This is a genomic window from Paenibacillus sp. PL2-23 (assembly GCF_040834005.1).
Lineage (GTDB): Bacteria > Bacillota > Bacilli > Paenibacillales > Paenibacillaceae > Pristimantibacillus.
The window spans coordinates 203,827-226,914 of the sequence record NZ_CP162129.1 but is presented as its reverse complement, the minus strand read 5'-3'; the positions used below and the strand labels follow the sequence as shown (position 1 = coordinate 226,914).

At 51.4% G+C, this 23,088-nt stretch carries 18 protein-coding genes; 6 read left to right on the top strand and 12 right to left on the bottom strand.

What is annotated here, in order from left to right; genetic code table 11:
- Positions 1–7 precede the first annotated feature (7 nt).
- The 5 genes from AB1S56_RS01035 to AB1S56_RS01015 all read right to left on the bottom strand — a co-directional run bounded on the left by AB1S56_RS01035 (position 8) and on the right by AB1S56_RS01015 (position 5,215).
- On the bottom strand, positions 8–628 hold the full coding sequence (locus AB1S56_RS01035) for an ABC transporter permease (RefSeq protein ID WP_340871617.1): 621 nt from the start codon (positions 626–628) through the stop codon (positions 8–10).
- A complete protein-coding gene (locus tag AB1S56_RS01030; protein ID WP_340871616.1) occupies positions 625–753 on the bottom strand; it encodes a hypothetical protein in 129 nt (42 codons plus the stop codon). The genes AB1S56_RS01035 and AB1S56_RS01030 overlap by 4 nt, the downstream gene beginning before the upstream one ends.
- 198 nt (positions 754–951) lie before the next feature.
- Entirely contained in the window at positions 952–1,896 is a 945-nt protein-coding gene (locus AB1S56_RS01025; protein WP_340871615.1) for a glycine betaine ABC transporter substrate-binding protein, read from the bottom strand.
- The gene (locus tag AB1S56_RS01020) at positions 1,893–3,167 is read right to left on the bottom strand and encodes a sigma-54 dependent transcriptional regulator (protein ID WP_340871614.1); all 1,275 of its coding nucleotides are present in this window, start codon (positions 3,165–3,167) and stop codon (positions 1,893–1,895) included. The genes AB1S56_RS01025 and AB1S56_RS01020 overlap by 4 nt, the downstream gene beginning before the upstream one ends.
- On the bottom strand, positions 3,164–5,215 hold the full coding sequence (locus AB1S56_RS01015; RefSeq protein WP_340871613.1) for an ATP-binding protein: 2,052 nt from the start codon (positions 5,213–5,215) through the stop codon (positions 3,164–3,166). Before AB1S56_RS01015 ends, AB1S56_RS01020 begins: the two co-directional genes overlap by 4 nt.
- Before the next feature lie 202 nt (positions 5,216–5,417).
- Between AB1S56_RS01015 and AB1S56_RS01010 the strand changes: the two genes are divergently transcribed.
- Entirely contained in the window at positions 5,418–7,097 is a 1,680-nt protein-coding gene (locus AB1S56_RS01010; RefSeq protein WP_340871612.1) for a methyl-accepting chemotaxis protein, read from the top strand.
- A 9-nt stretch (positions 7,098–7,106) separates the two neighbouring features.
- On the opposite strand, the gene AB1S56_RS01005 is transcribed toward AB1S56_RS01010, so the two are convergent.
- Positions 7,107–7,826 (bottom strand): SIS domain-containing protein, encoded by a 720-nt coding sequence (locus AB1S56_RS01005; protein ID WP_340871610.1) that lies wholly within the window; start codon positions 7,824–7,826, stop codon positions 7,107–7,109.
- 232 nt (positions 7,827–8,058) lie between these two features.
- Here AB1S56_RS01005 and AB1S56_RS01000 point away from each other — a divergent pair, with 232 nt between their 5' ends.
- The 3 genes from AB1S56_RS01000 to AB1S56_RS00990 are packed head-to-tail and all read left to right on the top strand — an operon-like array spanning position 8,059 to position 11,793.
- Positions 8,059–8,844, top strand: coding sequence for an SDR family NAD(P)-dependent oxidoreductase (locus tag AB1S56_RS01000; protein WP_340871609.1), 786 nt, complete (start codon positions 8,059–8,061; stop codon positions 8,842–8,844).
- Between the two features lie 27 nt (positions 8,845–8,871).
- Positions 8,872–10,353 (top strand): FAD-binding oxidoreductase, encoded by a 1,482-nt coding sequence (locus tag AB1S56_RS00995; RefSeq protein ID WP_340871607.1) that lies wholly within the window; start codon positions 8,872–8,874, stop codon positions 10,351–10,353.
- A gap of 24 nt (positions 10,354–10,377) precedes the next feature.
- On the top strand, positions 10,378–11,793 hold the full coding sequence (locus AB1S56_RS00990) for an FGGY family carbohydrate kinase (protein WP_340871647.1): 1,416 nt from the start codon (positions 10,378–10,380) through the stop codon (positions 11,791–11,793).
- A gap of 76 nt (positions 11,794–11,869) precedes the next feature.
- Here AB1S56_RS00990 and AB1S56_RS00985 read toward each other — a convergent pair whose 3' ends face one another.
- The gene (locus AB1S56_RS00985; protein WP_340871606.1) at positions 11,870–12,706 is read right to left on the bottom strand and encodes a serine protease; all 837 of its coding nucleotides are present in this window, start codon (positions 12,704–12,706) and stop codon (positions 11,870–11,872) included.
- Between the two features lie 19 nt (positions 12,707–12,725).
- Positions 12,726–14,465, bottom strand: a complete 1,740-nt coding sequence (locus tag AB1S56_RS00980; protein WP_340871605.1) for an ATP-binding cassette domain-containing protein — start codon at positions 14,463–14,465, stop codon at positions 12,726–12,728.
- Between the two features lie 136 nt (positions 14,466–14,601).
- On the opposite strand from AB1S56_RS00980, the gene AB1S56_RS00975 reads away from it, so the two are divergent.
- Complete coding sequence (locus AB1S56_RS00975; protein ID WP_340871602.1) at positions 14,602–15,795, top strand: hypothetical protein; 1,194 nt, start codon at positions 14,602–14,604, stop codon at positions 15,793–15,795.
- Positions 15,792–18,806 carry a DEAD/DEAH box helicase gene (locus tag AB1S56_RS00970; RefSeq protein WP_340871600.1) on the top strand — a complete coding sequence of 1,005 codons (3,015 nt, stop codon included), beginning with the start codon at positions 15,792–15,794 and terminating at the stop codon, positions 18,804–18,806. The genes AB1S56_RS00975 and AB1S56_RS00970 overlap by 4 nt, the downstream gene beginning before the upstream one ends.
- Before the next feature lie 215 nt (positions 18,807–19,021).
- Here AB1S56_RS00970 and AB1S56_RS00965 read toward each other — a convergent pair whose 3' ends face one another.
- The 4 genes from AB1S56_RS00965 to AB1S56_RS00950 all read right to left on the bottom strand — a co-directional run bounded on the left by AB1S56_RS00965 (position 19,022) and on the right by AB1S56_RS00950 (position 23,023).
- Positions 19,022–19,318, bottom strand: coding sequence for a YuzF family protein (locus AB1S56_RS00965; protein ID WP_340871598.1), 297 nt, complete (start codon positions 19,316–19,318; stop codon positions 19,022–19,024).
- Positions 19,319–19,461: 143 nt separating this feature from the next.
- The gene (locus AB1S56_RS00960) at positions 19,462–20,340 is read right to left on the bottom strand and encodes an AraC family transcriptional regulator (RefSeq protein ID WP_340871597.1); all 879 of its coding nucleotides are present in this window, start codon (positions 20,338–20,340) and stop codon (positions 19,462–19,464) included.
- A gap of 106 nt (positions 20,341–20,446) precedes the next feature.
- The gene (locus AB1S56_RS00955; protein WP_340871596.1) at positions 20,447–21,685 is read right to left on the bottom strand and encodes a Fic family protein; all 1,239 of its coding nucleotides are present in this window, start codon (positions 21,683–21,685) and stop codon (positions 20,447–20,449) included.
- 366 nt (positions 21,686–22,051) lie between these two features.
- A complete protein-coding gene (locus tag AB1S56_RS00950) occupies positions 22,052–23,023 on the bottom strand; it encodes an aldo/keto reductase (protein WP_340871595.1) in 972 nt (323 codons plus the stop codon).
- Positions 23,024–23,088 lie beyond the last annotated feature (65 nt).

The following is a 23,088-nucleotide window of genomic DNA, read 5'->3' as shown; positions in this document are numbered from 1 at the left end:
ACCTCCTTTAAGTCGTTCTCGGGCTGAGTATTTTTTCAATGACTCGGAACAAGAGATCAGCCCCGATCGCCAGAATGGCGATGGTCACCGTCCCAGCCACGATCTTTCCTGTGTGATCGTGATTCAAGCCTTGATAGATCAGTCTGCCGAGCCCCCCTGCCCCGATCCATGCCGCCACCGTTCCAATCGAGATAATGGATACAGTCGCTACCCGGATGCCCGCAATGACGACGGGTAAGGCGAGCGGAACTTCGATCTTGAACAGGATCTGAGCCTTGCTCATCCCCATGCCTTTCGCCGCTTCAATCATCATGGGATCAATCCCGTTCATCGCGGCGATGACGTTGCGCACGAGGATCATTTGCGCGTAAGCGACCAGTCCAACCGTTGCCGTCGTGACGCCAAGCCCCGTATAGGGAATCAGCGCCGCATACAGCGCCATGCTTGGAATCGTGTAGATAATGCCGAGCACGCTCGTTACGGGAGCTTGCAGCTTCTTATACTTGGTGATGAGGAAGCCGAGCGGCAAGGCAATGCAGAGCGCGATGAGCAGGGAGCTGAATGTCAGGGAGAGATGCTCCCAGAAGAAAGGCATCACTTTGTCGGGATTATCGATCAAATAGTTCATGTCGATTCACCCTCGTACCGTCCGACGGCCCCCATATCCAGTCCGGCGCCATTTCCAGGCTCTTGCGGAAGAAGGTCGATGCTCTCGATAATGCGGGAACGCCGTTGAATCGCGAATTTATTCATCTCTTCACCTCGCTGTCAGCTTTATGAGTTTCATTATGAACATTGTGCGGCGCCTTGCACAGACGGTCTGCTGCGCAATCATTTCGCAAAACGGTGTAAAAAAAATGGGCAATGAAACGGGTTTACGAATGCGCTTACATATGCTTAAAGACAAGAAAAAACCGGATCTTTGAGATCCGGCTTCATGCTTGTCTTGTTCTAGGGCTTCAACAGTCCTTGCTTCACGAGAAAATCCCGAGACGTCTTCGTAATGTCCTTCTGCAAAATATCGACCTTATACATAAGATCAAGCATGTTCTCCTGCGTAATGAGCGGCGTCAAACGCTCAATCGTCTCCCCAATATCCGGATATTGCGTCAGCGTCTTCTCCAGAATGACCGGCGCGGCCTCGTAAGGCGGGAACACGCTGTTGTCGTCCAGAAGCAGGACAAGGTTATTCCTCTGAATACGAGGATCGGAGGCCATGCCGACGGCCACGTCCACACGCCCGTCCTTGACGGCCTGCGGCAGCAGATCAGATTCGATCGCGACGACCTGGCTTACGGGAAGCTGAAAGTCGTAAACGTCCATCAGCCGCTCAAGCCCGTCCTCCCGCGTCAAATATTCGGCATTCGTAGCGAATTTCATCCCCGTATGCTGAGTGCGGATATATTCCGCCAAATCATTGATGCTGTAAATACGAAGCCGCTCGGAAATATCCTTGCGCATGAATAGCGCCCAGCTGCTGTTAAACGAGCTTCTGCTTAGCCATACGATGCCCTTGGCCGCATCCGTCTGGGCAACCTCTCGGAATGCCTCTTCGGATTCGTACAGCGGCTCGTTTTTATGATAGAAAATTCTGGCCGTTGTTGTATATTCCCAATACAGCTCCGCCACGCCCGCTTCCATGGCCGAACGAACCGCCTGGCTGTCCAGAAACACCATTTCGTTCACCTTATAGCCCTTGTCCCTGAGCAGAAGGGCGCTCATCTTCATGAGCAAATATTGCTCTGTCAGCGACTTCGAGCCGAGCGTAATCTCGCCTTTTGGTTCAGAGAGCTGCGGCTTTCCCTGCTTGTCCGGCGTTCCCCGCTCGTGTTGGTATATGAAGGCAAGCAGCACAAGCAGCGTCAACGCAGCCAACACAGCCGCAAGCTTCTTCATCGCTCAATCCTCTTCATCTTGTAAATCAGCGCATTGCGCGATATGCCAAGCAGCTCTGCCGCCCGGCTCTGATTGCCGCCTGTCTTCTCTAGCGCGTCGACAATCATACGTCCCTCCACTTCCTCCAGCACATCGTACAATCTTCCTTCCAGCTGAAGACCATCGACCGTTCTGGCGGAGTGACCCAGCAAGGAGGCCGGCAGATCCTCTGCATGAAGGGCGCCGTTCACCTTCAGCAAATGCATGCGTTCGATCACGTTCATCAGCTCGTTAATGTTGCCTAGCCAAGGCATCTCGACCAGCATGAGCATCAGCTCCTCCGAAATCTTCAGAGGCTTGCCATACTTCGCGTTCAGCTGCGCAAGCTTCTGCTCGACGAGCAGCGGGATATCCTCCTTGCGCTCTCTCAGCGGAGGAAGCTCCAGCTCCACCAGGTTGAGCATATAATAAAGATCGTCACGGAAGCGCCCTTCCTTCACAAGCTGCGGGAGCCTCTCGCGAGTCGAGGTGATAAGCCGCACATTGACTTCTCTTCGCTCCTGTGTATCGGCAGACAACAAGCTCTTATCCTTCAGCATACGATAGAGATGGGCTTGATTAAGCGGAGTGAGGCTCCCGATTTCGTCCAGGAACAGCGTGCCTCCTTCCGCCGCGAAAGCCTTGCCCGACCACCCGAACAGCTCGCGCTCCAGCATGCCCTCGGGCATGGAGTCGCAATTGACATGCAGAAACGGCTGATCCCGCCTTCCGCTATGATCGTGAATCCATTTCGCCAGCATCGTCTTACCGGCTCCGCTTTCCCCTAACAGAAGCACCGGCGCGTTGGTTGTCACGATCCGGTCCAGAATACCTTTGATCGCCTCCATCTTAGGGCTTCTAAACACGACCTCGCCGGACGCGTCGTCCTGAGAACGGTAAGCATCCATCACATGCTCTGCCAGCTTCTTCAAATCAAACGGCTTATTCCAATAATCCGAAGCGCCCCATTTCATGGCCAGCACGGCGTTCTCTACGTTGCCGTAAGCTGTCAGCATATAAACCTTGGTATCGGGAGACAGCTCCTTGGCCGTCTTCAATACCTCCAGACCCGTCATATCGGTCAGCATAAAATCCAAAATCATGACGCGTATGGAGTGCTGCTGAAGCTTTCGAATAGCTGCTTTGCCATCGTACGCCTCGTAAACGGTATAACCTTCCCGTCTTAGCTTCAGAGCGATATTCCTGCACAGCTTGATCTCGTCATCTACAATCAGGATACCAGGCACCGTCATACATTATCCCCCTTCGAGCCAATCGGGAACCGGCAGATCACCGTCGTTCCCTTATGCTTCTCACTGCGCATCTCCAGGCTGCCGCCGTGTTCTTTCATAATGTCGCGGGCAATGGACAAGCCAAGCCCGTTCCCCGTTTCTTTGGTCGAGAAAAAAGGATTGAACAGCCATTGCAGATGCTCCTCCGAAATGCCTTCCCCTTCATCCTCGATCTCTACGCTTACTTCTCCGTCCGACCTCCGGATTCGGATCTCAATCGTCCCTCCTCGGGGCATGGCTTCCATGCTGTTGACGAGAAGGTTCAGAATAACCTGAATCAGTTTGTTAGGCTTCCCGATAATATCAGGCACTTCCTCCGGGAAGCGGCACCGCACTTGGATGCCCAGCTCGTTAAACTTGATGCGGAGCAAATGCAGCACCCGCTTCAGCAGGTCGTCGAGCCGAACGAGCGAGTCAGCCTCTTTCTTCGTCTTCGCCAGCGTCAGAAATTCGTTGACGATGGATGTCATCCTAGCGATCTCGCTGTCAATGTCTTGCACGAGCGTCGGCACCCATTCGGAATCGGGATGAAGCTCAATCTCCTCCCGCAGCAGCTCCGAGGAGCTGGACAGCACGGCCAACGGATTCTTCAGCTCATGCGCAATGCCGGCCGTAATCTGTCCGATTAGCGCAAGCTGCTCGCTCTGCTTCACATGGGCTTCCAGCATCCGGATCTGGGACATGTCGTGAACGACTGCGAGCAGCCCGTCGTAGAAGGAAGCGATGACGACATTCAGGACGCGGGCCGCACCATTTCCGTCTGACCACGTGACCTCCCTCTCTCCGACGGAGGGCTCTGCCGTCAGAAACTCGAAGCCGGACAGCTCCGCCAGCCGCTTCCCTTCCCATACCGCTTCCGATAGGCCAAAGAGCTCGACCCACTTCCCGTTCACCCGGGTAATTTGTCCCGCCGCATCTAACGTAATGAGCGCATAGGGAATGCCCTCGATAATATCTTGCAGGAAGCGATGGCTTCGCTCCACCCGGTTGTTCATATCATGGAACGTCCGCAGAAGCTCGCCGAGCTCGTCCTTCCTCTTCATCATCGGCTCTGGCAGTGGCATCGGCGCCTTCTGGCTCTGAATGCGCTGGGCGAACTTCGTCACCTTGAGAATCGGAGCGACGATCTGCCTGCCCCCTACGAATATCAAGCAGCCGATCAGGGCAAAGATGCCGAGAAAGCTATACGTAAGCGCTTTCGATAGAGTCTGCACGGTAGAGAAGGCAACCTGCTCCGGAACTCCGAGAGCCAGTCCCCAATTCTCGCGCATCGTCTGGTACGTCATGACGCTGCGCGTGCCCCGGTACGCTTCCTCAACGGAGCCCGAATCGCCCTTCAGCAGCAGCTGAACGATTGGCTCGCTGGAGAAATCCCGATTCCAATCCTCATCGCTTGTAGAAGCGATCACCTTGCCTTCGTCGTCGATGATAAAGCTGAACCCTTCACGCGTCTCGCTAGTGCTTCTTAAGATGTTGGACAAGAAATTGCGGCTTAATTCCGCCACGAGCACACCTTGAAACTGGCGGTCGTCATAGAAGATGGGAATCGCTACGGTAACAGCCTCTTCCATTCGAATATTAGAGATGAGACCGGATACAACGTAGGTGTAGCTCCATCTGACATGCTCGAACTTTGGATATTCGAAGCTCCTATCCGCAAGCTCTGGCTGGAACGGCGCTTCGAACAGCATGCGCTTGCCCGTATCGAGGAAATAAATCGACTGGATGACGGTGCTTTTGGAGATGGCCTGCTTAGCCCGGGCATACATCGTCGACAGATTGAGCCTCTGCTGGTCTGGAAGGCCTGCCACAAGCAACAGCTGGGACACGACATCATTCATCTCGCTGTTCATCCGATTGACGATCAGCTCGGCCATAATCTCATTATTTTCGACAATATTGGCCTTCATGACGGTCTCCGAATAACGGACGATGCCTTGGTGGATCGCCACAATCGGCAGAATGAGAATCAGCATGACAACAAGGAGAAATTTTCGCGTCATTTTCATATCAGCATTGTACACCGCCCATCCCATGTCTACAATCGCTTCTTACATCGTTTTTGCTCTTTTAATTGTATCATTTTTCAACATGAGTGTTGCATTTTTGGGCACTCCCAAATCTATGCAAGCGCTTTCCGTTTTCCTATCATGAGAATAACACATCTATACTCTTTGGAGGCTTGAAACCAACAACTGGGAGGTCCCCCCGATGAAACATTTGAGGAGCAAAATTCTGCTTGGTTTCGCTGTTGTCCTTATCCTGCTAGCCATATCCGGAGCTTCAGCCGCAATCAGCATGGATATCGGAAAGAAGCAAGTTGATGAAATGGTGACACGGGACCTGGAGCTCATCACCGTCAGCGAGCAATTGTCCAAAAACGTATCGCAGCGCGTGGCGATTGTCCGCGGCTACGCCCTGCTCGGCGACAGCGCGCTTCTGCAAGATTTCAGAAGGTATACCGAAACAAGCAAAGCCTTGCAAAGGAAGCTGCTAGTGCTGCATCCATCCGAGGATGCGAAAAAGCTTGTCGCTCTCAACGATGAGTGGCGCGTGATGGTGGAAGGGGATGTATTCCCCGCGTATGCTTCCGGGAATATCGATAAAGCAATGGAATACTTGAACACAAGGTCCGAGCCCGCAGCCATGGCGCTGATGACCGGCTTCGATCAATTAGCCTCCTCCGCATATGAGCAAATCAATACAAATAAACGATCGCTTATCCATAGCTTGGAAAGCAACCAATTCACCGTTTTGATTCTGACCGTCATCAGTATATTGACCGGAACGGTCACCGCCCTCTATCTGGCGAAGTCGATTGTTCGACCTATTATTCGCATCATTAACCGAATTCATTCCATCGCCAATGGCGATTTGAGAGGGGAGCCGATCATTGCTGAAACCAAGGACGAGATAGCCGGCTTGGCAGCCGCGATGAATGGCATGGTTGAAAACCTGCGGCGAATCGTGGGCAAAGTACATGAGAATGCCGGACACATCTCATCATCTTCCTATGAGCTGTCCGCAAGCGCCCGCTTAATGAACACGGCGACGGGAGAAATCGCTGCCTCCAGTCAAGAGATCGCCGCAGGCACCCGAAGGCAGACGGAAAGCATGAACGACAATGCTGTCGCCATGTCCGAGATAAGCATTGTCATTGGTCGAATTGCGGAAGCGACACAGGACGCTTCACAAGCTGCCATTGATGCTAAGGCAGAGGCTGAGCAAGGCTGCGAGGACATGCATTCTGCCATTGGGCAAATGGGCTCCATCCAAGACTCCATCAACCTAACCTGCAGCGCCATGAATCAACTAGGCGGAAAGCTCAGCAAGATCAATACGATACTGGCCATGCTGAACGAAATTTCGACGCAGACGAAGCTGCTGGCGTTGAACGCTTCCGTCGAGGCGGCTCGCGCGGGGGACACGGGGCGCGGCTTCTCCGTCGTGGCCGATGAGATGAAGAAGCTGTCCGACAAATCCGCGGACTCGTCGGAATCGATTGCCGAGCTGGTGAAGCTCATCCATACCGATTCTCGTTCGGTGCTGGAAGTATTGGAGCAAGGCGTACATGCGATTGAACGAGGTATGCAGCTCGTCGAACGCGCTGGTGAATCGTTTGATCGTATTAAGGCTGCCAATTCGAGCGTAGCCTCCGATATTCAAGAGATTGCATCCTCTGCGCAGCAGATGTCGGCAGGCTCCGAGCAGCTCGCCGCCTCGCTGGCCGAGCTGACAAGCATCGCCCAGCAATCGCTTCTTCGCTCCCTTCATGTCGCGGATACGACCGAGCATCAGATTGGCGCCATGGAGGAAATCACCGTCTCGTCCGGTAGTCTGAGCCGTATGTCTGTGGAGCTCAAGGATGCCATTAGCGCATTTAAGACATGATTCCTACTCTCATGTGTCCGCTCTCTCTGACATGAATCTGGCAATCACTTCTTCGATAAAGATAAAAAATACGGTACGCGTTTTTTCAAAGGGCAGCAGCTCCTCATTTTGAGTTGACTTTGTCAGGTAAAATAGATGGTCAGCTTCGAAGGTTAAGGAGCCATCGTACTCTTCCAAAATGAGCATAATAGCTGTTCCGCGTGATTTCGCTCGATGAAACAGGCTTTCAAAGGAATCAAATTTGCCCGTTACCGAAAAAACGATCAAAAGCGTTTCTTTATCCACCAGATTTTGTGCATACGATTGACTTTGGGTCACAAAAATACTTTTATCCGATAATGGGGCAAGCTTATATGAAAAATATTCCACGCAAAAAAAGGATGGACCGAGGCCGAATAAGACGATTTTATTGTATCTTTGGTACACTTCCATGAACTGATCAATCAGAGCGGGATTAAAGCTTTCTATAAAATGTTGAAGTCTCTCCAGCTCGCTGGATCTCTTCTTATTCCCGGAGGCGATGGCCTGGCCTCCAAAATATTGCTTATATTGCTTGAAATTTTCAAACCCTAGCTTTCTTACAAGCTTGGATATTTTAGATGGAGAGACATCGCAAAACTGGGCTGCTTCCAATATTTTTATGTTGTGATTTTGTTCAATAGCCTCAGCCATTTTGTTGTGAATCGAAAGCTCAGGCTTGCTTAGCTTACTTACACTTATATTTAACATATTCCCTCTTTTCTGAGCTCTCGGAATGGGTTGCTGCAGCGTTTCTATCCTTCATTTTAGGCTAGCGGGCATGATTGTCAAGATCATTCCAGTCGTTCGGGACCCATCAAAATCTAGAAATTTTCCGTTTTGAATCAAAATATACGCATTAAAAAGAAAATTTTCGTTGATTTCAAATTTTTTTGTGATAAGATGAGTGTGTGAACCAAGTATTGAGAAAGCAGGTGCAAGAATGAACAACGATATCAAAAACTTCTCAATGGATTTCTTCAGCCTCAAAGGTAAAGTTGCCATCATTACTGGAGGAAATTCAGGGCTGGGGCAAGGCTTTGCGCTTGCACTTGCGAAAGCGGGGGCGGACATCTTTGCCGTCAGCATAGCGGATGACCATGATGTCACGAAGCACTTGATCGAAGCAGAAAATGTGAAGTACCACCTTATGCTTGCTGACATTACAAAGGATGATGTCTGCAAAGAGGTTATTGAAGAATGCATCAGAATATATGGAAAAATAGATATTCTCATGAATAACGCCGGTATGTGTATCAATGAACCGGATGTCACCAAGTTTACACGAGTGCAATGGGACAAAATGATCTCGCTTAATTTAACAGCTTGCTTTGAATTATCACATGAAGCAGCTAAGTACATGATTCCGCAAAATAGCGGAAAGATCATTAATACGTGCTCCATGTTCTCCTACCTTGGAGGGCAATGGTCGCCAGCATACGCTGCCAGCAAGCATGGCTTGGCAGGCTTCACCAAAGCTTATTGTGATGAATTAGCACAATTTAATATACAAGTGAACGGGATTGCGCCTGGGTACTTTGCGACCGAGCTGACAACAGCGACAAGAGCTGACCAGGCAGCCAATCAACGAATCCTGGACCACATTCCGGCCAATCGATGGGGAAATGTTTCAGATTTGATGGGCGCCGTCGTATTTCTTGCTTCTGATGCTTCCAATTATATCAATGGCACCTTGATCAACGTGGATGGCGGCTACTTGGTAAGATAACTTCAGAATAAAGGGGAAATGAATCTCATGAACAACGAACAATTGCTAACAGAATTGCAGTCCATGCTTCCAGCAGAGCAAATCAACACAGATACGAAAGCGCTTTACGACGCAGCGGCAGATCGTTATAAAAAATATGCAAAAGCCAAAAAAGCGCTTGATGTCCCAGTCCCGATCGCCATTGTATATCCGTACACCACATTAGAAGTACAGTCCCTGTTGATGTTCTGCAATGAGCATAACATCAATGTGATTCCTAGAAGCGGCAAGACGGCCACAGAAGGCGGGCTTGAAAACTGGAAGGAAACCACCTTGGTTATTGATGGCTCCAAGATGAACAGCATTATCAAGATTGACCCCTATAATATGCAAGCGACCGTACAAGCCGGTGTGGTTCTGCAAACGTTAGAGGATGAATTGCGTAAAATCGGGTATACGACTGGGCATTCCCCACAGTCAAAGCCAGTTGCGCAATATGGCGGACTCCTGGCAACAAGAAGTATTGGCCAGTTCTCCACTCTGTACGGCGCCATTGAAGACATGGTGGTGGGACTGGAATGTGTATTTCCTAACGGACACATCTCCAGAATCAAAAATGTTCCGCGAAGAGCTGGCGGGCCGGATATTCGCCATATTGCAATCGGTAATGAAGGAACGCTGTGCTATATCACAGAAGTGACGGTGAAAATATTTAAATACTACCCTGAAAATAATGTGTTCCATGGCTATCTATTGAAAGATGTTGACACAGGCATCAACATTTTGAGGGAAGTCATTGTAAACGGCTTTAGGCCTTCGGTTGCGCGTGTCTATTCCGAAGAAGATGCACAGCAGCATTTTTCACACTTCTATAACAACAAATGTGTATTAATCTTCATGTCAGAAGGACCGCAAGGCATTGTGAAAGCAACTGTAGAAGCCATTGAAGCAGCCGTTGCTAAATTCCAGGATGGCGTCATCGAAAAGGTCGAGGACCACTTCATTGAGCAATGGTTCAGCCACTTGAATTGGACGCAGCAATCCATCGACAATGAATTCCAGAGAATGGTTGATCACAGCAAGCACGATGGTTTTACAACCGAGGTATCCGCTGACTGGGAGAACATTATTAAGATTTATCACAATGTGATGAACAGGGTAAAAAACGAGTTTGACCGGTTCGAAGATATCACCATGCTGGGCGGACACTCCTCGCATAGCTATATCAATGGAACCAATATGTACTTTGTATACAACTACAATATTAATTGCGCTCCGGAGGATGAGATGCGCATTTATCACCATCCCATCCATGCGATCATTATCGAAGAAACCTTGAAGCTTGGCGGCTCCATGTGCCATCACCATGGGATTGGCAAATATCGCACTCAATGGACACTAGAAGAGCATGGTTCGGCTTACTATATGCTGCAAAAGCTAAAGGAAGCGTTTGATCCGAACGGCATCATGAACTTTGGCACTATTTTCCCCCAAGAAGAAGGAATGAAATATATAACGGGGCAAAACTGAGGTGATTTTGTGAGCAAGTATGTAATGGGGATTGATAATGGCTCACAAAGTACAAAAGTAGCGATCTATGATCTAGAAGGCAATGAAGTGGCTTTCGGCTCCCATCAGCTACAGGAAACCTTATCTCCCGAACCCGGTGTCGTGATCCATCCTGATGATGATTTATGGGACAGTGTATATGGTGGCATTCAAAACTGTCTTGCTAATTTCACAGGCGATCCTAAGCACATTGCTGGAATTGGCTTGTGTACCATTAGATGCTGCCGTGTCTTGTTGAATGAAGAAGGCCATCTAGCTTATCCCGTGATAAGCTGGATGGACGTCAGGCTGAATAGGCCCTATGAGCATACGGATGAGCAAGTGAAGTTTGTCACGACAACCTCTGGTTATCTAGGCTTCAGACTGACAGGTGAAAGGAAGGATACGGCTGCCAATTATGAGGTTCACTGGCCATTAGACCGCACCACATTAGATTGGTCCCAGGACGATGAAGTGATAAGAGCCAATGGCTTGAGAAGAGACATGTTATTCGAGCTCGTCAAGCCGGGAGAGAAGCTTGGAACGCTGCGCCCGGAATGGGCTTCTGCTTGGGGATTACGTCATGACATACCCGTGGTAGCGACAGCCAATGATAAAGCTGTGGAGGTACTGGGCTCCGGAGTGAAGGACGAAGGCTCCATTATGATCTCGCTTGGAACCTTTATTTCCTCGATGCTGTTTAGACATGACTATTATGACCACGCTCGCCATTTCTTCCCTACGCTCGCCTGTATTCCATTTAAATATGTGTATGAATCCAATGGAATCCGGCGTGGGATGTGGACCGTAAGCTGGTTCAAGAAGCTTATTGGCGAAGAGCTTGTGACTCATGCGGAAGCGCTGCATATTTCGGAAGAGGAATATCTGAATAGGAAGGCACAAGATGTTCCTGTAGGCAGTGACGGTCTGATTACCATTCTTGACTGGCTGCCTTCGTCATCTGTCCCCTATAGAAAAGGCATCATGATCGGCTTCGACCAGCGGCATACCAAATACCACATCTACCGTTCCATCCTGGAAGCGATCTCCTTCAATATTAAAAATAATATGGATGATATGCTAGAGGAATTAGGTGTGAAGCTGAACGATTTGGTTGTCATTGGCGGGGGCTCTAAAAGCGATGTACTGATGCAAATCATTGCGGATCTCTTCGGATTGCCTGTGCATAGGCGCCAAAGCAGCAGCAGCGCGTGTCTTGGAGCAGCTATATGTGTATGTACGTATTTGTCGGTCTACAGGGACTTCTATGAGGCTGCCGATCGAATGGTCAAGACGGAACGAACCTTTATGCCCAACCACAAAAACCACGCATTCTATAATCAATTGAACAATACCATCGTGAAAAACGTTAGAGTGCATACCGATGAGATTTTAAAGCAGACATATCCTATATTTAAGTAGCGGATGGGACTAAGGATCCAAGATTTATAAGGGAAGCGTCGGAGGACATGGTTCAAGGTCTTCGACGCTTCTTCTTTCACTTTTCCAGCAGCCCCTCCATATCCGCAATCGGTACAGCCAGACCCGCCTCGATCATTTGGCCCTGATGCATGACATCGGCAGTGGCGAATACAACGGCGATGGCTTTGCCATTCCTGTTGATGACGGGAGAGCCGCTGTTGCCCTTATAGACCGGCGCATCAAGAGCCATGACTGGCGTCTCCCGGCCTTGGATGGGGACCAAGCCAATAATAGAGCCTTCGATGGCGATTTGTGTCAAATAAAGCGGATTGCCAATCACATAGATTGGTTCCTCCGGCTCCCACTTCCGCGGCTGGTCTCCCCGCTCGACTTCAATAAACGGCAGCCGCTGCTCCCCGATGTCCGCCTTCAATATCGCGATATCCAGATCGAGATCGCTGCTCGCCAGCTCCGCTGTATAGGTCTGACTTTGCTCCGGGAATTGCACGATGATATAGCCGCTGTCATCAATAACATGATAGTTGGTCACCATATAGCCGCCGCCGATGTGGAAGCCGGTGCCCTTGCTGCTCCCCGTGCTGACGGTCACAACCGCTTCTTTGTAGCCCTGGATATCGGCTTGGCTGGATAATTGCTTCGACCCGAACAAGAGAGGGATCGTCTTCATGTTGTAGATTTGCGGCCAGAAGGCCAATATATTGCCCACTAGAGCGGCCACAAGCAGGACGATAATCGACCTGCTGATCCACCTCCGCCCTTTGTCTGATGAACCTCCGTCGTCGTCCCCGTCCTCCTCCTCGTCCGGCTCAAAGTCCCACTCCTCGTCACCATACGGGTCGTCATTCCCATGCTCAGGCTCTTGCCCCTTGCTCCGATTCGAATGATGGTCCATGCGCGTCCCTCCCTACTGCCTAAAGCCGTTGAATCAGCGCTTCCAGCTCATCCACCAGTCCTTTGGCAAGCTCGAAATTCGTAGCCTCTAACGCTCGCTCTATGGCCATTTCGAGCGTTTTTTTCTGTTGCTCCATCTCCAAGTAGCCTTGATCAAAGTGGCTCGCATAGATCATCTCTCTAAACGCCGGCAAAGTCATTTTCCGTATGGTCTTGTCTTCAATCATGAGCACATAATCCATGCCGTTGACAACGGAATAGAAATCATGGGAAATCATAAGAATGGCGCCTTGATATTGTTCAATGGCTTTCTCCAGCGCTAATTGCGCGTAGGTGTCTAGATGGCTGGTCGGCTCATCCAGCAGCAGGACGTTAGCTTGACTGGCCGAAATCTTAGCCAGCTGCAGCAGATTTTTTTCGCCGCCGGATAGTGAGCCGATTCGTTGTTGAAGGACCTCTCCTTCAAAGCCGTAGCTGGACAGATACGCTTCAATCTCCTCGTAGGTTGGAAAGCCTGCATCGATAAATTCCTCAAATATCGTATAGGCGTCCTGCAGCATTTCCCCTTGAGACTGAGAGAGATAAGCCACCTTCGCATCGCTGCTGATCGTAATGGAGGGATGATTGTGATGGAAGACATCACGCAGCAAGGTTGTTTTCCCCGTGCCATTGGCTCCGATAATCGCGACTTTATCCGTCGATTGGATGTCGAAGCTAACCTTGTCCAGAAGCAGCTCATCAAAGCCAACGCTATACTCACGAACCCTTACAGCAGGAGCGTCCCTCACCTTATGATCCAGCTCAAAGCTGATACGGGGCTGCTTAATCTCAACAAAAGGCGCTTTAATCCGGCGCGCTTCCAGACGCTCTTGGAATCGAACTCTAGCCTTTAACGCTCGTCCTCTGGAGGCGTTGGAATTATAAGTGGCGACCACTCTGAGATGGTTGATAATCGTATCGTTACGATCCAGCTCCTCTTGCTCGGCAACTGCGATCTCCTGCAGCTCGACCTTGGCCTGAAGCAAGGAGAAGCTATATTCGATATATCGCCCATCGAACTCTTGAATCTCCGTGTTTTCAAGGTGTAAGATTTTGTTGAAGCAATGATTCAGCAGATAGCGGTTGTGCGTCACGACAAGCAGGGTGCCCTTGTACGAATTAATCAAGTCTTTGAGCGCATTGAGGTTGTCGAAGTCTAGAAATACATCCGGCTCGTCCATAATAATCATGTCGGGACGATGGAGCATTTCCTTCATCACTTGAACCAGCTTGAATTCCCCGCCGCTCAGATCAGCTGCCTTACAGTCTCTTCGCTTCATCAGGTTTGCCGCATTTAGGCCCTTATGAATCTTGTTCTCGTAGTCATCCCCGCCCATGGCATCCCAAGCGTCCAGAGCGAGCTGGTACTTCTCCAGCAGCGGCTCGATATCCGCTGAGGTTTCCATTTCTACGCAGATGGCTTGCATGTCCTGCTGAAGCTTGATAAAGGGCTCGCCTATATATTCGAAAACGGTGGTTTCGTTGGCGTAGTCCAGCTCCGGGAACTGACTCACGTATCCCATTGAGCAATCGGGGTCCAGCTCTATTGTCCCATCATAGAGATAACGTTCCGGGTCCCTCAATATATCGATTAACGTGCTTTTTCCGCTGCCGCTTGTTCCGATAAACGCGCAATGCTGCGCGTCTTCTAGCGTAAATGAAACGTTGTGATAGAGCTCCTTTTGCGGAAACGAGAAGGATAAGCTATCGACTTTTATCATAAGATTGACCTTTCTTTATCCCTGAGATAATGGCTATTATTAGATGTACGCAGAGCTTGCGCTTAACGCTGTTAGAGTAACACGCTTTACCACCAACATCAATCCCACCCTGTTAAGGAAAGGAATTTCTGCCATTATGGCTCAAATAAATGGAACTTCACCGATCGGACTAAGCGTCGTCCAGTGGCAGGATCTGATCGCCGGCTGCGCGCGGCATGCGGCAAGCACCCCGTACGAAAGCCATTACAGCGACGAGGTGCGCAGCCTGGTGCGCCCCAGCATGTCGGAGCTGACACCGGAGGAGGCCTGGCTGTTCGAGCTGAACGTGGGGCTGTTCCTGCTCCGCAAGCAAACGACCGAACGCCACTTAGGCTACTTCGCTCAGATGGCGGCAGCCGAGACGCTGGAGACCATCCAGGGGCAGCTCCAGAATGGCTTGCCTCCGGAGCTCGCGGTTCAGCAACAGGATCGGCTGCTGGAGACGGCTTCATACCTACGTGAATTTGCGCTTGCGAATCCAGGGGTTCCGCCCGCCTATCTGGACATTTACGTTGAGCTGTGGCTGATTCTGTTATCCTCCGCTGCGGACAGGCCTCGTCTCTTGAAGCTCTTAAAGGAGGAGCTCGCGCATTTAGCTGAGGGAGCCGCCAAGGCAAACACGCTCTTCCCGCTTGTCGCCCTCGCCTGGATGCGCTTCTGGCTGGGGGAGGATCAAGAGGCTTGGCGGCTGCTGCATGCCGCAGAGCGGCATGGACTGAAGCCCGGCCATGTATGTCGTCTCCTGCAGCTGCTGGAGGAGAACGGCGACTGGACCCGGCTGGCCGCTTGGCTAAGCCATTGCGGGAGCCTGCTAGCGGGGCGCAGCTCCGGCAGCCTGACGGAATATGGCCGCTTCTGGGAGGCTGTTGTCCAGCAGCTGCCGGAGGCGGAGGAGCAAATGTGGAGCGCAATCGCGAGCCTGCCTCCCTACTGCAGCAGTCTGTACGAGGAGAGCCTGATGCGCTATGGCCGCTACCGGGAGTGGATCGACTATCAGCTCAGCCAAGGCAGCGATCCGCTCGACTTTCGGGCCAAGGATTTGCAGCCCATTGAGAAGGAAGCGCCGGCAGCGCTGCTGCCCTTTTACCACCAAGGCGTGGAGAAATATGTGCTCTTAAGGAACCGCGACGGCTACAAGCGGGCGGTCAAGCTGCTCAAACGGCTGGCCAAGCTGTACAAGAAGCTGAAGCTTGAGCAGCGGTGGGAGGCTTATATCGAGACATTCGCCAGCCGCAACAGTCGGCTGCGGGCTCTGCAGGAGGAGCTTCGGAGGGGAGGATTGCTGTCATGACAACGACTACACGCTATCACCTGGATACCATCGCGGTTCGTATGGTGCTGACGTCGGCTGGCGACGCGTTGTTCTTCGCGGACCCGGACTCACTGCGGGAGTGGACCGGACTGCAGCTGAAGCACCGCCTGTTCGCTTGGCATGAGCCGTCCTTCTACGGCACAGAGCTGGAGCTCGTCCAGGTCGGGGAGGTCGAAGCCGTTGTGCTGCCTGCCGAAGAGGTCATAACCTTCTTCGCTTCGGGACAGCAGCTGGCGCATATGCAGTGGCAATGGGAGGACGATGCCGCGCGCTTGGCCGCTTTGGCGCCGCTCCTCGGCGAGTGCATGGAGAAAGGGCTGTACGCGCCCGACCTTGCCGCTTACCGGGGAGGCTCTCTGCGCTGGAGCTGGGACGCGGCGGCAATTGAAGCCACCCTCGGGCAGTCGCGCCGCGACGAATTGGAGCAGCTGCTGGGCAGCTGGAGCGATGAGGCGCGCGACGGGTTAATGGCGGCCTTCTCGGCGGCTGTAACGAGCCGCTTCTATGGCACGGAGCCGGACGAGGCGGAGCTGCGCCGGGAATTCCCGGCTTTGTTCGCCCGCGAGAACGCGGCGGCCGCAACGGTGGGACTCGACGACGAGACTTGGCTCGTGCAGATTGGCTGGAAGGCGGATGTGGCGCCGTTCCGTCCCCTGCTGCAGCTTATGGAGCCGTGGGAGGGCGACGAGTACTCCCGCTGGCGGCTGCGGCTTGTGCTGCAGGACAGAAGCGATCCCGCCAAGCTCCGCAGAGTGCGGCTCGGCGACGATGGCTCGGCGTCAGGCAAGTGGCCCGACGCTTGGACGGAAGCCGTCCGCAGCCGCTCGGCCGGCTGGCTGGAGCGGCTGCGGGCCAGCCTTCCGCATGCTCGGCTGTCGCGCGGCGAGGACGTGCTCGGCAAGCCGCTTGACGACGAGGCGGCCTGGCGCTTCCTGAACGAGGACAGCCGCCGGCTGCTCGAAGCCGGCTGGCAGGTGCTGCTGCCGGCATGGTGGGAGGCTGCCAGCCGCAAGAAGCCGAAGCTGCGCGCGGCGGTGCAGTCGGAGGAGGAGGCCAAGACCAAGCAACTAGGCCGCGGCAAGTCGTTATTCGGGCTGGAGGCGATACTGAGCTTCAACTGGCGCATCTCCATCGGAGACGCCGATCTGAACGAGGCGGAGTTCGACGAGCTGCTTGCGCGAGGGGAGCGGCTCGTCAAGTTCCGGGACCGCTGGATCGTGCTGGATCCGGCTTTAATCGCCCAGATCCGCCGTATGATGGAAGGCATGGACAAGAGCCAAGGGCTGAGCTTTCAGGATGTGCTGCAGCTGCATTTGCTCTCGCAGGGCAACGCGGAGGGCGGAGCTGACGGCGCGGGAACTGACGTCAGCGCGATGACAGCTGAGGCCTCTTCTCCCCGCGTAGAGCTTGAGGTTGAGCTAGATGCGCATTTGACGGGGCTGTTCGCCAAGATCAATCAGCAGAGCGAATGGCCTCGGATCGATCCCCCCGCCGGTCTGCGCGCCCAGCTGCGCAGCTACCAGCAGGACGGGTTCTCCTGGCTGGCTTTTCTCCGCCGCTTCGGGCTGGGAGCCTGTCTCGCCGATGACATGGGCCTCGGCAAGACGGTCCAGTTAATCGCCTACCTGCTGCACGCCAAGGAGCAGGCGGACGAGGACATGCGGCTCCCTTCGCTTATCGTCTGCCCTACGTCGGTACTGGGCAACTGGCAGAAGGAAATTTCCCGCTTCGCCCCATCGCTGCGGGTAGCTATGCATTACGGCTCCGGGCGCAAGAGCGGAGACGCGTTCCGGAAGCAGGCACGCAGCGTGGACGTCGTGCTGACCTCCTTCGCTACCGCCTCGCTCGACCAGGAGACGCTGGCCGCGTTCCAATGGGGCGCCGTCTGTCTGGACGAAGCGCAGAATATTAAAAACGCCGGGACCAAGCAGGCCGCGGCGGTCAAGAGCTTCCCGGCGCTCCATCGCATCGCGCTTACCGGGACGCCGATTGAGAATCGCCTGGCGGAGCTATGGTCGATCTATGATTTCACCGTGCCCACGTATCTGGGGTCCGCCAAGGCGTTCCAGGAGCGCTTCGCGGGCCCCATCGAGCGCGAGCAGGACGGGCGCCGCACGGCGGAATTAAAGCGGCTGGTGAAGCCTTTTATGCTGCGCCGCAAGAAGAAGGACCCCGCCATCCAGCTCGATCTGCCGGACAAAAACGAGATGAAAACCTATGTTCCGCTAACCTCCGAGCAGGCTGCCCTGTACGATAATTGCGTTAAGGAGCTGATGGAGAAGCTGAAGAAGCTTGACGGTATTCAGCGCAAAGGCGCAATACTTGGCGCGCTGACGCGGCTCAAGCAGGCATGCGACCATCCCGCTCTGCTGGATGAGGAGATGGAATTGGACGCGGAGGATGGCCCCCTGCCGACGGAGGCGATCGTCGCCCGCTCCTCCAAGCTGGAGAGGCTGCTGGCAATGGTGAAGGAGCTTCGCGAGTCAGACGAGCGCTGTCTCATCTTCACGCAATACATCGGCATGGGCCAGATGATTCAGGATGTGCTGCAGCGCGAGCTGGGCGAGCCCGTGCTGTACCTGAACGGCAGTACGCCGAAGACGCAGCGCGACCGGATGGTGGAGCGGTTCCAATCCCGCGACCTGCCGCCATCGGAGCAGCCGAACGTGTTCATCCTCTCGCTCAAGGCCGGCGGCGTCGGCCTGAACTTGACCGCGGCGAACCACGTCTTCCACTTCGACCGCTGGTGGAACCCCGCCGTCGAGAACCAGGCCACCGACCGCGCCTACCGCATGGGCCAGACGCGCGACGTACAGGTGCACAAATTCATCTCGCTCGGCACCCTCGAGGAACGCATCGACGAGATGCTGGACAACAAGCAGCAGCTCAGCAACAACGTCATCACCAGCTCCGAGAGCTGGATCACCGAGCTGTCCACGGATGCGCTGCGCGAGATGTTCTCGCTTCGGCGGGACTGGGCGGGGAGTTGAGAAAATATAGGGCTGGGCGGGATGTGTGCGAATTATTGCCGTACATGGAGTGCGTGCACCGAGCTGTCTGTGATGGTAAGATGAGAGGGCTATCCTTTTACGGGATAGCCCTCCATTACATTTAACATTCTCTAATTTTCTGGAAGCTATTAGAGTTCCAGCCCTGCAAGCCCCTTACGTTCTATTTCTGACAGGCGCTATAGGTGCTCCTGATCTTAGTTGCCTGTTTCCGGCATGATCCAGACAATCTCGCTGCAGCGAACGAAGAAGGTCGAATCCCTTTCTTGAATGACAACATGATCCGGTTTTGCGTCAGCTACCGTCCCGCTCACTGAGCCCCGAACCGTATCGAGAACCGCTCTTTTTCCGATCAGACTGCGTAAGGCTGCGTACACGTAAGGCTCAACGACAACGACCTGCATCGGCTGGTGCATGGTCTGCATGGGTTGCATGTGCTGATGCATTCCCATTGTCATCTGAGGCGTTGCAGATGCTGGAACCCTATTATTCAATGAAATCCCTCCATATAGGTTTATACAAAACCAATGTATGAATTCGCCCACAAAACGGTTCTTGTTTGAGCGGTTGAGTATTCCGGATCGCTATGCAACCAGAATACAGGCGGATTATTGAATACTAGTCAGCCTTTTTTTGATTACTTAGCCACAGCTACAGGTATCCAAATTTCGCTTCGGAAAGAAGACGAAGAGAACTCCTTGCTCTCATGCCACAGCATTTCCGGCCCACTGGCCAGCTCGTAACTCGCGGAGGGGAACCATTCCGAGTAGATGCGTCCCCAGACGTTCTGCAGCGTCTCCGGAAAGGGACCGACCGCTTCGAAGACCGCCCAGGTCGCTTCCGAAACCTCCAACTTCGCAAACCGCTCGGGGCATTCCCCGCTTGTCGTCGCTACCCCGATATAGTGATCTACGGAGCCCTTTTCCTCCATGCGTTCCTCCGAGAAATTCACCGAAGCCTGAATCATACCCCGTGGTTCCGTATCCGAAAGTGCTTTCAGCTTCGCAATGTCCTCCGGTGTTAAGCTCTTAGCCATGGATTCAATTTCCGCATTCACCCCTTGAAACTGGATGGGTACCCTTCTTGTGATCCCCACGATCCGAAAGGGTCCCTTCTCTACAATACGATAGTTCATCGCGCTTCCTCCCTGAACGGTTAATTGAAAGGTCATTCGAGGGTAGGCTTTAATAGACCCGGTCTGGGATTTTACCGAAGAGGGCGCGAATCCGTGCAAACCTTGAAAGGCTCTCGAGAACGCGTCAGCCGAGCTATAGCCGTATTTCACCGCGATATCCAGAATTCGCCCATTTCCCGCTTGAAGCTCGAACGCCGCTAACGTTAGTCGTCTTCGACGGATGTATTCCGACAACGTGATGCCTGCAAGAAACGAGAACATTCTTGAGAAATGGTACTCCGAACAGCAAGCAAACCTGGCTGCCTCCCTCACATCCATATCCCCGGCAAGATTCTCTTCAATATACTCCAATGCTCGATTCAGATTCGCCAGCCCACTCACTTTAACGACCTCCCTTCAGGTACAGAATATCAAGATTTCGCGCTGTGCATCCGACATCTCATGCACCGTTATGACGGGTACGGATTATAATAAGAAGCGACATCCCTCATTCAACATGCCTTGCTTCTTCAAAGTATTTTCTCCTAACGCAGAGATATGCTGGTCTTTCTCCTTTTTGTTCTACCAGCGACATCTCGAGCAGATCCTTAACAATTTTTCTGATTGTTGCTGCTGATTTTTCCAAGATTTCCGACAGATCCCCTATTGTTAATCCACTACTAGAATCAAAGAAATGATTTTGTGCCAAGACGAACATCATTTCTCTGTGGCCCTTTGGCATTTCACCTAACTGAGGATCGCCGTCTATTTTTCTAAGCGCCATATTTAACAAATGGTTCTTTTCTTTCAATTCAGCGTTCATCTGCTTAAGAGCCTCTATTACTATTTCTAAAAAGATATCAATAAAGCAGTTCATTTCCCCTCTACTTCTAATACTATTGGAAATTTCAAAAGCCTCAAGGTATTTCGTTTTATATTTGTTACAACCTCTTGATAAAGACAAGGTGGATATATTGCCCAAAATTCTTGCCAAATACATACTGCTAATAAATCTAGATGTTCTCCCATTCCCATCATAGAATGGATGAATAAATCCGAAGTAATAATGTCCTACTGCCACTTTGATGATATGGGGTATTTCAACATTGTCATTATTCATAAAATCCAACAATTTTTCTGTTAGTGCAATGATCTCTGATTCTGGTGTAATTCCCTGATGTATGACTTTTCCGCTTCCTGATTTCTTTAAAATATATGTGATATCCTTTCTGAAAATTTCTCCGTCGGGAAGCTCTTGCGAGTCAATTTCCCCTTGTGTAATATCATCATATATTGATCTAATATCCTTTGATGTTTTCGGATACTCAAAATGATCAAGTAGTCGGAAATATGATTTAATCATACTCTCGAATCTTTTTTTTGATTTCCTGTTAAATAGAACATCCTTGGTGCTTCTAACGATCTCCTCTCTATTACTTCTTATTCCTTCTAATTCGTTTGTGTTATACAACTCCTCCGAAATACATTCAATAATAAATTGTTTTTGTGCTACATTTGGAAGTGTCTTAAAGGTCGTTTCAAAATCCATTGAAATGCTATAAAGCTCGGTGATCATTTTTAGCATTCTGTTTGTGGGAACATAATATAATTCATAAAAATTGGTCTGGTCCATAGGTTTAATATGTAAGCCAAGCCTCATGGTTGAATAAAAGTTAAATCTCTCTTCATACACCCTATTAAATTCGCTAGCACTACTTTCATGGAATATTTTATACAGGTGTCTCATGTGATCACCACCAATTTAACATTTAACAAGATTTTTGCACATTAAACTGATGATGTCCATATCTATGTTAAAAAAATCATGCATTTTTAAACATAGAATCTATTTTGTTCTCTCTAGGCTAGCTCAACACTTTTATATTAGCCCCGCAAACACATCGTCCATTACCATTCTTTTTAATTTTCACTTCTCTCTTACATGAAGGGCAAACAACATTCATGCATGAACACCTCTATTTTTCAAAGTGTTAATAGCTTTAACTTGAATGTTAGTCGTTATACCCTTCAAAAAGCTTTTCTAAAAGCATCCTACTCGACAATTTCGTCATTTATGATACGGTTCTCCGCGCAGGTTGGGATCACACCGATTTCAAACGAGCGGGTGCGGTACATAAAGCTCTTCTAAGCTCACGATTTCCTCCGCTGTCAATTTGACCGATAACGCCGACACGGCATCCTCTAGATGGCTGATTCTGGTCGAACCGATAATCGGTGCTGTGACCTCCTCTTTTTGTAACAACCATGCCAGTGCAATTTCTGCGCGTGAAACTCCTCGATTAGCGGCAACCTCCGCAACTCTTCCCGCAATTTTACGATCAACCTCTTCCGTTTTTTCAAATAATGCCTTAGCTATATGGTCCTTCTCGGAACGTAAGGTCTGCTCATTCCACTCTCGGGTTAGCCGTCCTGCAGCCAAAGGCAGGTATGGCGTGACACCAACTCCCTCATCTTTGCAAAGGGGGAGCATTTCTCTTTCTTCTTCCCGATAGAGTAAGTTAAGTCTATTTTCCATGGAAACGAACCGTGTCCAACCATTGCTCACCGCAACATGCTGAGCTTTTGCGAACTGCCATGCTAACATGGAAGATGCTCCGATGTATCTGATCTTCCCCGCTTTCACTAAATCGTGAAGGGCCTCCATTGTCTCTTCGACCGGCGTATGAGGATCCCAACGATGAATCTGGTACAAATCAATGTAGTCCGTTCCGAGCCGACTTAGACTTTTATCAATTTCGGTCATGATCGCTTTACGAGAAAGCCCCATTGCATTTGGGCCTTGGCGCATCGGAACGAATACCTTGGTGGCAATGACGACTTCGTCACGACGAGCAAAGTCCTTTAATGCTTGCCCGACAATTTCTTCGCTTGTTCCGTCGGAATACATGTTGGCGGTACTAAAAAAATTAATTCCCAATTCAAGTGCCCTTTTAATAATCGGTCTGCTTTGCTCCTCATTCAGAGACCATGGGGCGTTGCCTCGTTCAGGTACTCCAAAACTCATGCAGCCAAGGCATATTTCCGAGACATCCAAACCGGAACGCCCAAGTTTCACATATTCCATTCCATGACACACTCCTTCATTAAATTAGTAAGACATTTCCTTGCAGCATCAGTGCAGGGCCTACT

What these genes read in the sequence shown, in the direction of transcription:
- AB1S56_RS01035 (WP_340871617.1), bottom strand. Translation starts at nt 628, where the DNA reads ATGAACTATTTGATCGATAATCCCGACAAAGTGATGCCTTTCTTCTGG.
- AB1S56_RS01030 (WP_340871616.1), bottom strand. Translation starts at nt 753, where the DNA reads ATGAATAAATTCGCGATTCAACGGCGTTCCCGCATTATCGAGAGCATC.
- AB1S56_RS01025 (WP_340871615.1), bottom strand. Translation starts at nt 1,896, where the DNA reads ATGAAGAAGCTTGCGGCTGTGTTGGCTGCGTTGACGCTGCTTGTGCTG.
- AB1S56_RS01020 (WP_340871614.1), bottom strand. Translation starts at nt 3,167, where the DNA reads ATGACGGTGCCTGGTATCCTGATTGTAGATGACGAGATCAAGCTGTGC.
- AB1S56_RS01015 (WP_340871613.1), bottom strand. Translation starts at nt 5,215, where the DNA reads ATGAAAATGACGCGAAAATTTCTCCTTGTTGTCATGCTGATTCTCATT.
- AB1S56_RS01010 (WP_340871612.1), top strand. Translation starts at nt 5,418, where the DNA reads ATGAAACATTTGAGGAGCAAAATTCTGCTTGGTTTCGCTGTTGTCCTT.
- AB1S56_RS01005 (WP_340871610.1), bottom strand. Translation starts at nt 7,826, where the DNA reads ATGTTAAATATAAGTGTAAGTAAGCTAAGCAAGCCTGAGCTTTCGATT.
- AB1S56_RS01000 (WP_340871609.1), top strand. Translation starts at nt 8,059, where the DNA reads ATGAACAACGATATCAAAAACTTCTCAATGGATTTCTTCAGCCTCAAA.
- AB1S56_RS00995 (WP_340871607.1), top strand. Translation starts at nt 8,872, where the DNA reads ATGAACAACGAACAATTGCTAACAGAATTGCAGTCCATGCTTCCAGCA.
- AB1S56_RS00990 (WP_340871647.1), top strand. Translation starts at nt 10,378, where the DNA reads ATGGGGATTGATAATGGCTCACAAAGTACAAAAGTAGCGATCTATGAT.
- AB1S56_RS00985 (WP_340871606.1), bottom strand. Translation starts at nt 12,706, where the DNA reads ATGGACCATCATTCGAATCGGAGCAAGGGGCAAGAGCCTGAGCATGGG.
- AB1S56_RS00980 (WP_340871605.1), bottom strand. Translation starts at nt 14,465, where the DNA reads ATGATAAAAGTCGATAGCTTATCCTTCTCGTTTCCGCAAAAGGAGCTC.
- AB1S56_RS00975 (WP_340871602.1), top strand. Translation starts at nt 14,602, where the DNA reads ATGGCTCAAATAAATGGAACTTCACCGATCGGACTAAGCGTCGTCCAG.
- AB1S56_RS00970 (WP_340871600.1), top strand. Translation starts at nt 15,792, where the DNA reads ATGACAACGACTACACGCTATCACCTGGATACCATCGCGGTTCGTATG.
- AB1S56_RS00955 (WP_340871596.1), bottom strand. Translation starts at nt 21,685, where the DNA reads ATGAGACACCTGTATAAAATATTCCATGAAAGTAGTGCTAGCGAATTT.
- AB1S56_RS00950 (WP_340871595.1), bottom strand. Translation starts at nt 23,023, where the DNA reads ATGGAATATGTGAAACTTGGGCGTTCCGGTTTGGATGTCTCGGAAATA.